This window comes from Natronobeatus ordinarius, from assembly GCF_024362485.1.
GTDB classification, from domain to species: Archaea; Halobacteriota; Halobacteria; order Halobacteriales; family Natrialbaceae; genus Natronobeatus; species Natronobeatus ordinarius.
Window position 1 is genome coordinate 3,119,561 of the sequence record NZ_CP101456.1, and the last position, 12,279, is coordinate 3,131,839.

At 64.7% G+C, this 12,279-nt stretch carries 19 protein-coding genes; 17 read left to right on the forward strand and 2 right to left on the reverse strand.

The window, feature by feature from the left end; genetic code table 11:
* The first annotated feature begins 2 nt into the window (after positions 1-2).
* From NMQ09_RS15805 to secY, 16 genes are read left to right on the forward strand one after another with little or no spacing between them, the layout of a single operon-like run.
* Positions 3-401: a ribonuclease P protein component 1 gene (locus tag NMQ09_RS15805; protein ID WP_255191547.1), complete on the forward strand. Its 399-nt coding sequence runs from the start codon at positions 3-5 to the stop codon at positions 399-401.
* Positions 392-841, forward strand: coding sequence for a 30S ribosomal protein S17 (locus NMQ09_RS15810; RefSeq protein ID WP_255191548.1), 450 nt, complete (start codon positions 392-394; stop codon positions 839-841). The genes NMQ09_RS15805 and NMQ09_RS15810 overlap by 10 nt, the downstream gene beginning before the upstream one ends.
* Positions 841-1,239: a 50S ribosomal protein L14 gene (locus NMQ09_RS15815; RefSeq protein WP_255191549.1), complete on the forward strand. Its 399-nt coding sequence runs from the start codon at positions 841-843 to the stop codon at positions 1,237-1,239. Before NMQ09_RS15810 ends, NMQ09_RS15815 begins: the two co-directional genes overlap by 1 nt.
* Positions 1,236-1,592: a 50S ribosomal protein L24 gene (gene rplX / locus NMQ09_RS15820; RefSeq protein ID WP_255191550.1), complete on the forward strand. Its 357-nt coding sequence runs from the start codon at positions 1,236-1,238 to the stop codon at positions 1,590-1,592. The genes NMQ09_RS15815 and rplX overlap by 4 nt, the downstream gene beginning before the upstream one ends.
* On the forward strand, positions 1,589-2,305 hold the full coding sequence (locus NMQ09_RS15825) for a 30S ribosomal protein S4e (RefSeq protein ID WP_255191551.1): 717 nt from the start codon (positions 1,589-1,591) through the stop codon (positions 2,303-2,305). Before rplX ends, NMQ09_RS15825 begins: the two co-directional genes overlap by 4 nt.
* Positions 2,302-2,826, forward strand: a complete 525-nt coding sequence (locus NMQ09_RS15830; RefSeq protein ID WP_255191552.1) for a 50S ribosomal protein L5 — start codon at positions 2,302-2,304, stop codon at positions 2,824-2,826. Before NMQ09_RS15825 ends, NMQ09_RS15830 begins: the two co-directional genes overlap by 4 nt.
* Positions 2,819-2,983 carry a 30S ribosomal protein S14 gene (locus NMQ09_RS15835; RefSeq protein WP_255191553.1) on the forward strand — a complete coding sequence of 55 codons (165 nt, stop codon included), beginning with the start codon at positions 2,819-2,821 and terminating at the stop codon, positions 2,981-2,983. Before NMQ09_RS15830 ends, NMQ09_RS15835 begins: the two co-directional genes overlap by 8 nt.
* Positions 2,980-3,372: a 30S ribosomal protein S8 gene (locus tag NMQ09_RS15840; protein WP_255191554.1), complete on the forward strand. Its 393-nt coding sequence runs from the start codon at positions 2,980-2,982 to the stop codon at positions 3,370-3,372. The genes NMQ09_RS15835 and NMQ09_RS15840 overlap by 4 nt, the downstream gene beginning before the upstream one ends.
* A 2-nt stretch (positions 3,373-3,374) precedes the next feature.
* A complete protein-coding gene (locus NMQ09_RS15845) occupies positions 3,375-3,908 on the forward strand; it encodes a 50S ribosomal protein L6 (protein ID WP_255191555.1) in 534 nt (177 codons plus the stop codon).
* 3 nt (positions 3,909-3,911) lie between these two features.
* The gene (locus NMQ09_RS15850; protein ID WP_255191556.1) at positions 3,912-4,658 is read left to right on the forward strand and encodes a 50S ribosomal protein L32e; all 747 of its coding nucleotides are present in this window, start codon (positions 3,912-3,914) and stop codon (positions 4,656-4,658) included.
* Positions 4,655-5,104 carry a 50S ribosomal protein L19e gene (locus NMQ09_RS15855; RefSeq protein WP_255191557.1) on the forward strand — a complete coding sequence of 150 codons (450 nt, stop codon included), beginning with the start codon at positions 4,655-4,657 and terminating at the stop codon, positions 5,102-5,104. Before NMQ09_RS15850 ends, NMQ09_RS15855 begins: the two co-directional genes overlap by 4 nt.
* Entirely contained in the window at positions 5,104-5,649 is a 546-nt protein-coding gene (locus NMQ09_RS15860) for a 50S ribosomal protein L18 (RefSeq protein WP_255191558.1), read from the forward strand. Before NMQ09_RS15855 ends, NMQ09_RS15860 begins: the two co-directional genes overlap by 1 nt.
* Complete coding sequence (locus NMQ09_RS15865) at positions 5,646-6,284, forward strand: 30S ribosomal protein S5 (RefSeq protein WP_255191559.1); 639 nt, start codon at positions 5,646-5,648, stop codon at positions 6,282-6,284. Before NMQ09_RS15860 ends, NMQ09_RS15865 begins: the two co-directional genes overlap by 4 nt.
* On the forward strand, positions 6,281-6,748 hold the full coding sequence (locus NMQ09_RS15870) for a 50S ribosomal protein L30 (protein ID WP_255191560.1): 468 nt from the start codon (positions 6,281-6,283) through the stop codon (positions 6,746-6,748). Before NMQ09_RS15865 ends, NMQ09_RS15870 begins: the two co-directional genes overlap by 4 nt.
* Positions 6,749-6,750: 2 nt before the next feature.
* Positions 6,751-7,224, forward strand: coding sequence for an uL15m family ribosomal protein (locus NMQ09_RS15875; protein WP_255191561.1), 474 nt, complete (start codon positions 6,751-6,753; stop codon positions 7,222-7,224).
* Between the two features lie 3 nt (positions 7,225-7,227).
* Positions 7,228-8,697 carry a preprotein translocase subunit SecY gene (gene secY, locus NMQ09_RS15880; protein WP_255191562.1) on the forward strand — a complete coding sequence of 490 codons (1,470 nt, stop codon included), beginning with the start codon at positions 7,228-7,230 and terminating at the stop codon, positions 8,695-8,697.
* A 108-nt stretch (positions 8,698-8,805) separates the two neighbouring features.
* Here secY and NMQ09_RS15885 read toward each other — a convergent pair whose 3' ends face one another.
* Together NMQ09_RS15885 and NMQ09_RS15890 are read right to left on the reverse strand one after the other, a co-directional pair.
* Entirely contained in the window at positions 8,806-10,056 is a 1,251-nt protein-coding gene (locus tag NMQ09_RS15885) for an MFS transporter (RefSeq protein WP_345781269.1), read from the reverse strand.
* Positions 10,057-10,224: 168 nt separating this feature from the next.
* Positions 10,225-11,262 carry an NAD(P)/FAD-dependent oxidoreductase gene (locus NMQ09_RS15890; RefSeq protein WP_255191563.1) on the reverse strand — a complete coding sequence of 346 codons (1,038 nt, stop codon included), beginning with the start codon at positions 11,260-11,262 and terminating at the stop codon, positions 10,225-10,227.
* A gap of 196 nt (positions 11,263-11,458) precedes the next feature.
* On the opposite strand from NMQ09_RS15890, the gene NMQ09_RS15895 reads away from it, so the two are divergent.
* Entirely contained in the window at positions 11,459-12,118 is a 660-nt protein-coding gene (locus NMQ09_RS15895) for a helix-turn-helix domain-containing protein (RefSeq protein ID WP_255191564.1), read from the forward strand.
* The last annotated feature ends 161 nt before the right edge of the window (positions 12,119-12,279 follow it).

Genomic DNA, 12,279 nt, shown 5'->3' on the forward strand with positions numbered 1-12,279 from the left:
CGATGGCACTGACACCCGAGACCCTGCCGCGACACGAACTCAACGGCCTGCCGGTCCGCGTCGTCGAGAGCGACGACCCCGGCCGGGTCGGCCTCGAGGGGCGCGTCGTCATCGAGACGACGAACACCCTCCACATCGCGGCTCGTGACGACGGCGAGGTTCGGGTGGTCCAGGTGCCGAAATCGGGCTCAGTATTCGAGTTCGCGATCACAGATGACGCCGCCGGTCTCGAGAAGGGATCGGGGACTGCGTCCAAACTGGCCGACACTCAACCCTCGACGTCAGACGACTTCGAGGACCGGGCTGGCGAGGACGTAGCCTACGTTACGGTCGATGGATCGCGACTGCTCTCACGACCCGCCCGACGGACGGAAACAAGTGGTGATTCACCATGGCAATAGGACTAGACGTTGACACCCCTCCGGAACCAGAAGAGCCGGAGGAATACGACTACGAGAAGTGTCCGTTCTACGGCGAGCTTCCCGTTCGAGGTCAGATCCTCGAGGGACTCGTCGTCTCGACGGACATGGACAAGACCGTAGTCGTCGAGCGAGAGTACGACGTGACGGTACCCAAATACGACCGTCAGATGAAACGTCGCTCGCGCATTCCGGCACACGTGCCGGGCGTGCTCGAGCCGCTCTCGGTCGGTGACACGGTCAAGATCGCAGAGACCCGACCACTGTCGAAGACGAAATCGCACGTGGTCGTCGAAGTAACCGAAGAAGCGACCGCCGAGGACGTCGCCGAGCTTACCGGTCAGGCCGAGCCTGAGCCGGAGCTCTCGGCTGAGGACCTCGCGGCCGGTGGCGACGAAGACGCAGACGCGGGTGAGCAGTGATGGAGGCGATCAAAGCCGACGTCACGCAAGGGCTCGTCAAGGGCTCGCTCGTCACGTGTGCCGACAACACGGGCGCACGCGAGCTGAAGGTCATCAGCGTCTCGGGCTACCACGGCACCAAGAACCGCCAGCCGAAGGCGGGACTCGGTGACAAGGTGACCGTCTCGGTCACCAAAGGGACTCCCGAGATGCGCCGACAGGTCCTCGAGGCCGTCGTCGTCCGCCAGCGACAGACGATTCGCCGGCCGGATGGCACGCGCGTGAAGTTCGAGGACAACGCGGCGGTCATCATCGACGAGAACGAAGAGGCCCGCGGAACGGAGATCAAGGGCCCGATCGCCCGCGAAGTCGCAGAGCGCTTCGGAGCAATCGCGAGCACAGCCACGATGATCGTATGAGCAGACAACCACGCAAACAGCGAAACGAAACGGAGCGTGCCCCGCTGCACCAGCGACACGCACAGCTTCACGCGACCCTCTCTGAGGAGCTTCGCGAGGAGTACGACACTCGCCGGACCCGCGTCAACGTGGGCGACACCGTCGAGGTCATGCGCGGCGACCACGCCGGGCACGAAGGCGAGGTGCTCCGGACGATCCTCAAAGACGGCGTCATCCACGTCGAGGGGGTCACGGTCGAGACGGCCGACGGCGAAGAGGTGCCGCGGCCAACCTACCCGTCGAACGTCCGGATCACGGCGCTCGACCTCGAGGACGAGCGACGCGAGGCACGCCTCGAAGGTGATAACGAATGAGCAACCACCAGAAACGACTCTCGGTACCGAAGTCCTGGCCGGTCGAGCGCAAGACCGACACGTTCACCGTCAAGGCCCGCGCGGGCCCCCACGGCGAGGACGGCGTCCCGCTGCTAATCTTGCTTCGGGACGTGCTGGGCTACGTCGACTCCCGAAAAGAAGCGCGCTACGCGCTCAGCCAGGACGCAATCCTGGTCAACGGCGACCCGATCAACGACGAGGGACGCCCGATCGGGATGTTCGACATCGTCGCGTTCCCCCAGCGTGAGGAGTACTACCGCGTCTTCCCCGACGAGGGCGGACGCCTCTCGCTGACACCGATCGACGCCGACGCGGCCGGAAGCCGCCTCGGCAAGGTCGCGGGCAAGCGCCAGGTCCAGGGTGGGAACACCCAGCTGTCGCTACACGACGGAACGAACGTCGTCGTCGACTCCGACGAGTACAGCACGAACGACTCGATCGTCGTCGACAACGAAACCAAAGAGATCGTCGCCCACTTCCCGTACGAAGAGGGCGAACTCGTGACCGCCGTCCGCGGTAACCACGGCGGTAAGATCGGCTCGCTCGAGGAGATCGAGGTCACCTACGGCAGCGGCTCGAACATCGTCACCGTCGAGACGCTCGACGGCGAGGAGACGTTCGAGACCGTCGAGGAGTACGTCGTCGTCATCGACGAGAACTTCATCGGAGATGAGGGAGGTGACGACGAATGAGCGAGGCCGAGTTCCACGAGATGCGCGAACCCCGCGTCGAGAAGGTCGTCGTCCACATGGGCGTCGGCCGCGGTGGCCGCGACCTCGGTCACGCCGAGGACATCATCGAGGACGTCACCGGCCAGCAGAGCGTCCGCACGCAGGCCAAACGGACCGAGCCGGACTTCGGCATCCGCCAGGGCGACCCGATCGGTACGAAGGTCACCCTCCGTGGCGAGGACGCCGAGTCGTTCCTCGAGACCGCGCTGCCGCTCGCGGAGCTCTCGTCGACGCAGTTCGACGAGACGGGCAACTTCAGCTTCGGCGTCGAGGAACACACCGAGTTCCCGAGCCAGGAGTACGACCCGACCGTCGGGATCTACGGGATGGACGTCACCGTCAACCTGGTGCGTCCGGGCTACCGCGTCGCGAAACGCGATAAGGCCAGCCAGACGATTCCGTCGAGACACCGACTCACACCGGAGGACGCCATCGCGTTCCTCGAGTCGAACTTCGACGTCGAGGTGACCGAGGATGAGTGAAAGCGAGAACGAGACGGGTGAGGTCGCGACGGGGCAGACCGAAGCGTGCCCACGCTGTGGCCGCAAACAGGGGCTGGTCGGCAAGTACGACATCAACCTCTGTCGGCAGTGTTTCCGCGAGATCGCCCGCGACATGGGATTCAAGAAGTACAAATGACCGGAAACGACCCACTCAGCAACGCACTCTCGGGGATCGACAACGCCGAGAGCGTGGGGCATCTCAGCCACGAGGTAACGCCCGCCTCGAACGAGATCGGCAGCGTACTCGAGGTCTTCTACGACCGCGGGTACATCGACGGCTTCGAGTTCGTCGACGACGGTAAAGCCGGTCGGTTCGAGGTCGAACTGAAAGGAGCGATCAACGAGTGTGGCCCCGTGAAGCCACGTTACTCGGCCAAAGCCGACGAGTTCGAGAAGTGGGAGAAGCGATACCTCCCCGCTCGGGACTTCGGCGCGCTCGTCGTCACGACGAGCAGTGGCATCATGAGCCACTACGAGGCCAGAGAGCAGGGCATCGGGGGCCAGGTGATCGCGTACGTCTACTAACGATGAGAGTAGCACTGGAAATCCCCGACGAGGTAACCGCCGAAGTCGACCACCTCGACCTGACCGTTGAGGGACCGAACGGCGCCGTCACGCGCCGCCTCTGGTACCCGAACGTCTCAGTCGAGGTCGAAGACGACCACGTGGTGATCGAGAGCGACGTCGAGAACGCGAAGACCAACTCGACCGTCGGCACGTTCGAGAGCCACGTCGAGAACGCGTTCCACGGCGTGACCGAGGGCTGGGAGTACGAGATGGGAGTCTTTTACTCTCACTTCCCGATGCAGGTCCGCGTGGAGGGCGACGAGGTCGTCATCGAGAACTTCCTCGGCGAGAAAGCACCGCGACGAACGACTATCCACGGTGACACGGACGTCTCCGTCGACGGCGAGACCGTAACCCTGTCCGGTCCCAACAAGGACGACGTCGGACAGACCGCCGCCGACATCGAACAGCTGACCAAGGTGAAAGGCAAGGACACCCGCGTCTTCCAGGACGGCGTCTACATCACCGCCAAACCCGCCAACGGAGGTGCCTGATAGATGGCAGACGAAGAACAGCAAGCCCAGGAAGACGTCGACGCCGAGGACGACGGTCCAGAAGAGCTCGAGGACATCAGCGGCGTCGGCTCGAGCAAAGCCGAGGCGCTTCGCGAGGCCGGCTACGAGTCCGTCACGGACGTCAGAGAGGCCTCACAGGACGACCTCGCCGAGGTCGACGGCATCGGGATGGCACTGGCCGCCCGTATCAAAGCCGACGTCGGTGACCTCGAGGTCACCGAAGAGGCCGAAGCCGAGATCGAAGACGAAGCCGCCGAGGAGGAAGCAGAGCCGGCCGAAGACGTCGAAACGGAGCTCCAGCCGCGTGGACTCGTCGAGAAGACGCCGGAGCTCACCGACGACGAACAGCGGCTGCTCGCCCGCCGCAAGCGCGAGGGCAAGCCACAGTTCAACCGGCAGGACTACCACAAGAAAAAGCGCACGCCGGAATCGTGGCGTCGCCCCCGTGGTGGCCTCTCGAAGCAACGGCGCGGGATCAAAGGCAAGGGCCCGAAGGTCCAGGCCGGCTACCGCACGCCCACGACGGTGCGCGGGAAGCACCCGAGCGGCTTCGAGGAGGTTCGCGTCGAGAACGTCGACGACCTCGAGGACGTCGACGGCGACACGCAGGCGGTTCGAATCGGTTCGTCCGTCGGCGCTCGCAAGCGCGAGCGGATCGAAGAGGAGGCTGAAGCGGACGGGATTCGCGTCCTGAACCCGACCTACGTCGAAGTCGAGGTGGAGAAATGACTGACCTGCGCGCACAGCGACGGCTCGCGGCGGACGTCTTAGACGTCGGGAAGAACCGCGTCTGGTTCGACCCCGACGCCCAGGGCGACATCGCGGCGGCCATCACGCGAGAGGAGATCCGCGACCTCGTTGAGGAGGGCCTGATTCAGGCCAAAGACGCCCGCGGTAACTCGCGTGGCCGCGCCCGCGAGCGCAACCAGAAACGCGCCTACGGTCACCGCAAGGGGCCGGGCACCCGGAAGGGGAAGAAAGGCGCACGGCAGAACGAGAAAGCACAGTGGCAACAGCAGATCCGTGCACAGCGACGGACGCTGCGGGAACTCCGCGACAAGGGCGAACTCACGCCCACGGAGTACCGCGAGCTCTACCGCAAGGCGAGCGGTGGCGAGTTCCGAAGCGTCCGGTACCTGTTGAACTACATCGACGACAACTACGGTGACCAATAATGGCAACAGGACCACGATACAAGGTACCGATGCGTCGTCGCCGCGAGGTCCGGACGGACTACCATCAGAGGTTGCGCCTGCTGAAATCGGGCAAGCCCCGGCTGGTCGCTCGCAAGAGCAACAAGCACACTACGGCGCAGCTGATCGTCCCCGGACCCCAGGGCGACGAAACGCTCGCGAACGCACACTCGAGCGACCTCGAGGAGTACGGCTGGGAAGCCCCAACGGGTAACCTTCCAGCAGCGTACCTCACCGGCCTGCTGGCCGGCAAACGAGCGCTCGAGGCGGGCGTCGAGGAGGCCGTGCTGGATATCGGCCTCAACACGGCGACGCCCGGCAACAAGGTGTTCGCGGTACAGGAAGGAGCGATCGACGCGGGCGTCGAGATTCCGCACAACGACAGCGTCCTCGCAGACTGGTCGCGCACGCGCGGCGAGCACATCGCCGAGTACGCCGAACAGCTCGAGGAGCCGCTGTATGCGGACTTCGACGCCACGGAACTCCCCGAACACTTCGATGCGGTACGAGAGGCGATCCTAGAATGAGTCGAAACGACTACGACGACGGCTGGCAGCCTGTCACCCGTCTCGGCACAATGGTACAGGAGGGCGAGATCGACACGATGCAGGCCGCCCTCGACTCGGGACTCCCGCTCAAAGAGCCCGAGATCGTCGACCAGCTCCTCCCCGGACTGGACGACGAGGTGCTGGACATCAACATGGTCCAGCGCATGACCGACTCCGGCCGCCGGGTCAAGTTCCGGTGTGTCGTCGCCGTCGGCAACCGCGACGGCTTCGTCGGCTACGCCGAGGGACGGGACGACCAGGTCGGCTCGGCCATCCAGAAGGCGATCGGCATCGCGAAGCTGAACATCATCCAGGTTCCCCGGGGCTCTGGCTCCTGGGAGGACCGCTCGGACCGACCCCACTCGCTGACCCACCGGACGAAAGGGAAAGCAGGCTCGGTCGAAGTCGAGCTCATCCCGGCCCCCGAGGGCCTGGGCCTGGCCGCGAGCGACACCGTCCGCGCGGTGCTCGAGCTCGCCGGCATCGAGAACGCCTGGACGAAGAGCTTCGGCAACACCCGCACGACGGTCAATCTGGCGAAGGCGACGTTCAACGCACTCGAGAACGCCTCGCAGTCGCGCACGCCGGCCGCACGTGAGGTGGTCGAACAATGAAAGCGATCGTCCAGCTGCGCGGTGAGGTGAACCGCTCGAGCGACGTTGACGATACGCTGTCGATGCTCAACATCCACAAGGTCAACCACGCGACGGTCGTCCCCGACACCGACGCCTACCGTGGGATGATCACGAAGGTCAACGACTTCGTCGCCTACGGCGAACCCTCGGTGGAAGTGCTCGAGACGGTGCTCGCAAAGCGCGCCGAGCCCCTCGAGGGTCGACAGTCGGACGTCGACGAGGAGTGGCTCGCCGAGCACACCGACTACGACGACTTCGCCGAGTTAGCCGAGGCGCTGCTCGACGAGGAGACGACCCTGCGCGAGCAGGGACTGTCGCCGACGCTCCGCCTGCACCCGCCACGTGGCGGTCACGAGGGTATCAAGCACCCGGCAATCGAAGGCGGCCAACTCGGAAAACATACAACGGAGGAGATTAACGACCTCCTAACGTCGATGCGATAATCATGACGAGTAAGAAACGACGCCAGCGCGGCTCACGAACCCACGGCGGCGGCACGCACAAGAACCGCCGTGGTGCGGGCCACCGAGGTGGCCGCGGACGCGCAGGGCGCAGCAAACACGAGTTCCACAACTACGAACCGCGGAAGAAACACGGCTTCAAGCGTCCCCAGGGCATCCGCGAGGAGGTCCTCGAGGTAGACGTCAAGACGCTCGACGAGGACGCGATCCTCTACGCCGCCGACGGTCTCGCCGAAGAGACCGCCGACGGCTACGCGATCGACGTCCGTGACGTCGTCGAAGACGGCCACGAGGCCGACGTCGTGAAGGTGCTCGGCGGCGGCCAGGTGCGCAACGCACTCGAGGTCACCGCGGACGCCTTCACCGCGGCCGCCGAAGAGAAACTCGAGGACGCCGGCGGAGACGCGATCCTCACGGAGCGTGCCCAGGCCGACGCGAACGAACAGGACGAGGAGTAAACTATGGGATGGAAGGAAACCGCCGAACCGGTCCTGACTCGGATGCCCACGGTCGTGCGCCCAGAGGGCCACGTCCCGTTCAAGCGCAAGCTCATGTGGACGGCGGGCATCCTCGTGTTGTACTTCTTCCTGACGAACGTCGCACCGGTCGGACTCCTCGAGGCCGACGCCCAGGACGACCTCTTCGGGCAGTTCCGGACGATCCTGGCCGGTGAACACGGGTCGCTGATGCAGGTCGGCATCGGGCCGATCGTCACCGCCAGCATCGTCTTGCAGCTACTCGGCGGGGCGAACCTGCTCGGGCTCGATACGAACGATCCGCGGGACCAGGTGCTCTACCAGGGGCTCCAGAAGCTGCTCGTCATCGTGATGACGGCGCTGACGGCGCTCCCCATGGTGTTCGCCGGCGAGTTCCTTCCAGCCCAGCCACAGCTCCAGCTCGGTGGTCTCGTCCTCGGTCCCACCGAGGTGAAGGCGCTGGTGTTCTTCCAGATCTTCATCGGCGGCATCCTCATCCTGTACATGGACGAGGTCGTGAGCAAGTGGGGAATCGGCAGCGGCGTCGGGCTGTTCATCATCGCCAGCGTGAGCCAGATGCTCGTCGCCGGGTTCCTCTCGCTGAGCCCCGACGGCTTCTTCTACAGCTGGTACATGATCGTCACGGGCCAGACCGAGATCGGCTCGCTGGTCGCCGGTGACGGCCTCTACCAGCTGCTGGTCGATGAGGGGATGATCATCGCGCTGCTGACGACGCTGCTCATCTTCGGGATCGTCGTCTACGCGGAGTCCGTCCGCGTCGAGATTCCGCTGAGCCACTCGCGCGTCAAGGGTGCTCGCGGTCGCTTCCCGGTGAAGCTCATCTACGCGAGCGTCCTGCCGATGATCCTCGTCCGCGCGCTCCAGGCGAACATCCAGTTCCTGGGGCAGATCCTGAACAGTCAGCTGGGTGAGTCGATGCCCGACTGGCTCGGTGTCTACGGTCCCCAAGGACAGCCGGTCAGCGGCTTCTTCTACTACACCGCCCCGATCTACTCGCCGGAGGACTGGATGTGGTGGACGGGGGCCGTCACCCAGGAGGCGTGGATGGTCATGATCCGAGTGAGCGTCGACCTGACGTTCATGGTGATCGGCGGTGCCATCTTCGCCATCTTCTGGGTCGAGACGACCAACATGGGCCCCGAAGCGACCGCGCGACAGATCCAGAACTCCGGGATGCAGATCCCCGGCTTCCGACAGAACGTCGGCGTCGTCGAGAAAGTCATGGAGCGGTACATTCCGCAGGTGACCGTCATCGGCGGCGCGCTCGTCGGCCTGCTTGCCGTCTGGGCGAACATGCTCGGCACGATCGGTGCCGTCGGCGGGACCGGTCTGCTGCTCGCGGTCTCCATCACGTACAAGCTGTACGAGGAGATCGCCGAAGAGCAGATGATGGAAATGCATCCGATGATGCGCCAGATGTTCGGCCGCGAATAAACGCCGCTCTCACTTTCTCAGTTCTCGAGACCACTCGAGCGTCCGCGTTCTCTGAGGACGAGTTCGTCTGCAAGACCGAGCAGCGATGAAACGACTGGGGGTATCGCCTCAGCTCGAGGGTCGGTCTGATTCGGTAGCCTGTGCTGCTGGTGTTACCAGCCCGAGAACCACGATCAGGCCGACCAGTACGGCGAGACCCAGGAACGCCTCGTCGAAGAAGCCCCGATCGGCGGCGGCGCCGAAGAGCGCAGGACTGACCGCCCCGATCGTGAACGAGACCGTTCGGAGGAGCCCGAAGCCGGTCCCCTGGATCTCTTCGGGGAGCGAAAGGATGAGGTGTAACTGCGTGATCGTCGCGAACCCGAGCATCGTACTCAGGACGACCGTGATAGCGACGAGGGGCCAGAATCCCTCGAGGACGGGCAACACCACGAGACCGATCCCGGAGATACCCATCACGACCAGCAGCGACCGTTTGATGCCGATTCGGTCGTAGGCGGCACCCGAGAGGGGCTGGACGACGACCCCAAGACCGAAGAACAGCCCGAACAGGACGGCGGCGAGCGTCCCCGAGAGACCCTTTTCGTCGATCAGGTACGTCGGGTAGAAGCCGGTGAACGCCTGCCAGACCGTGACGCCGAGCAAGAGCAACGCCGTCCCGTAGCGGACCGGCGGGCGGTTGATTCCCGAGAGGACGGTGCGCGCGGACTCGAGCGAGGAAGTCTCCGCTGGTGGAGACGGGGTCGCGCGTCCGGAGGGGACGACTGCCCAGAGGGCGATCGCGGCAAGGGCGAACAGCGGGATCGCGAAGCCGAAGCCGTACTGCCAGGCGAAGGCGACGGCGATGAAGCCGGCGACTGGCGGGAGGAGCGACTGGCCGGCGTCGGCGGCTGCTGACGTGACGCCGTTTGCGGCACCGAGCTGGTCGGGGTAGAGATCGGCGAGGATGGTGTAGCGGGCGACGGCGTACAGTGCGACGCCGAAACCGAACAGCGCCGTCACGAGAAAGAGGACCGGCGTCGATCGCGCGGTTACGATCAGGACCAGGGTGCCCACGGAGATGGCCGAACTGAGGATGAGAATCGCCTTCTCCCCGAATCGATCCGCGAGCACCCCGCCAGGGAACTGTCCGAGCCCGTAGGCGATGAACAGGACGGTCAAAAGGAAGCCCGCCGTCGTAAGATCGAGTCCGTAGGCGTCCCGGAGGTACGGCAGCATCACGGGATAGATCATCCTGACGCCGAGTGAGAGGAGCCACCCGGCGGCGATTACGAGCAGAATCGGTCCGCGACCATCGCTCCAGAGACGCCGTGCTTCACGGCTGAGAACCGAGAGATAGCGCACGTGTATCGTCGTCACCTGTCAGCGATTTAGTGGTGCAGTGTATCAGCGTTCCGGACCCGGGGCGAATGTGGCTTTCGAGCGATTTGGACGGTCGGTTCGGCTCGTCAGAGACGTGGCTTCGGTCGGCCCGAGAGGTCGAACCCGGCACCAGCCTCGACTCTCGAGAGGAGAGATCGTCGACGATCAATACTCGTTCGCGAGTCGGTCGCCGGTCTCGAGGCCGTTTCTGAGTGCGGCGTGGACGCGGCCCTCGCCGGGGATCCAGTCGCCGACGGCGTAGAGACCGTGCGTTTCGGCCTCGACGAGCGGGCCGCGATCGACAGCCGCCTCGGGGAGCGCGTAGCGCCAGCCCTGGTGGTCGGTCCAGTCGGGCGCTGTCAGGCGTTCGTCGTCGAGAATCGACGTGGTCAGTTCGGCGAGTTCGGCGACGTTCGCTGGCGCCGGTACGTCGTACCGCTCGGTCGACCACTCGTGGTTCGCCTGGACGACGAGGACCGACTCGCCGTCCGGAACGTGTCCGGGTTTGCACTCCTCGCGGGCGATCCAGCCGACCTCGTGGGCTTTGTCGTCGTTCACGAGCGCGTAGTAGGGCACCTCGAGTTCGAACTCGTATCCGAGGACGGCTGTCCAGACCGTCCGGTACGGGACAGCCCTCGCGGCAGCCGCGAGTTCGTCCCGGACGGCGGCGTCCCAGTCGGCCGTCTCGAGGAGCGTGGCGGTCTGTGGGGCGGGCGGGTTCAACACGAGGACGTCGAACGGCCCCCAGGCGGTCCCGTCGGCGTCAGTGAGCCGCCAGCCGTCGTCGAGGCGTTCGATCCGTTCGACGCGCGTTCCGCGGTGGACCGTTGCGTCCGTCGGCTCGAGCAACCGTTTGGCGAGCTGGGTGAGTCCCGATCGAAAGGTCCACTTGTGCTCGTTTTTGGTTCGTCCTTCGGAGACGGTGCCGTCCCGGTCGAACGTCCAGATCGGCTCGATCACGTCGACGAGTCCGTCGGTGTCGAGGTCGTTCGTGAGTACGTCAGTGACGCGGTCGTCGGCCGATGTGACGTAGTTCGCTCCGTAGTCGTACGTCACGTCGCCGCGGCGACGGGTCGCTGCGCGGCCACAGACGCCGCGAGACTTCTCGAGGATCGTCACCGCTGCGTCCGAACCGTGCTGATCGAGGGCGAACGTGAGCGCACTCGCGCTCACACCCGCACCGACGACGCCGACCTGAATCATCGATTCGGGTACGGCCCTCGTGCGGATATGCGCTGCGCCCGATCCGGATCGACTGTTTGTGTCGGTGACGTTCGGCCGGCGTGGTTTCTCACGCTGAAGAGATGATCTTCCAGCGTGGACGTTCAGGGCAGAATGGTGGCGGGAAACCCTGTCGCTATCACAATCCGTCTATACGAGTTTGTGGTGGTTTCCAATAATGACGACCGTCGTCGAACTCGAGATACCGGCTGCACAGTTCGGTCTCTCAGAGACCTTCGAACGGGTGCCGACGTTCGAGTTTCGAATCGGCGGGATGATCGGCGACGCGCCGCCGCTGGTCTGGGTGTCGGGTGCCGATCGGGCGGCTGTCGAGTCGGCGCTCGAGGACGATGCGAGCGTCGAGGTGATCGCACGGCTGACCGATGCCGGTGGCGGCCGCTGGCTCTACCGGCTGGCGTTCGGACAGACGGTGAAGCTCTTCCAGCAGCTCGTCTCGGAGAACGCCGGCGCGATCCTCGAGGCGTCCGGACGCGACGGGACGTGGTCGCTCACGCTGCTGTTTCACGATCGCGAGGCGCTGTCTGTAGCCCACGGACTGTTCGAGCGATACGAGTTCGGCGCGACGGTGACGCGGGTAGCGACGATGGACGGCGCCTGTGGCGAGGGGTCGCCGCTGACGAAGACCCAGTACGAGACGGTGGTCACGGCGTACGAACTCGGTTACTTCGACGTCCCGCGGAAAGTGACGCTGAAAGAACTCGCCGCGGAACTCGACGTCTCCCATCAGGCGCTCTCGGAACGACTTCGGCGAAGCCACGCCGCGCTCGTGAACGCGGAACTCTCGAGCCGAATGGCACCGACGGAGATCGATCCGTAGCCTCGGATCGACAGTCGTGAATTATTCACTCCGCAACTAGGGCAACAAACACTCTTGTCCAACTATCACGGGACAATACTTCAGGAAAACACATCATCCGGTCTACAGAGTCGAATTATCCTCAAAAGGTAGCTTTAATACTGGACACGCATACAGTATGA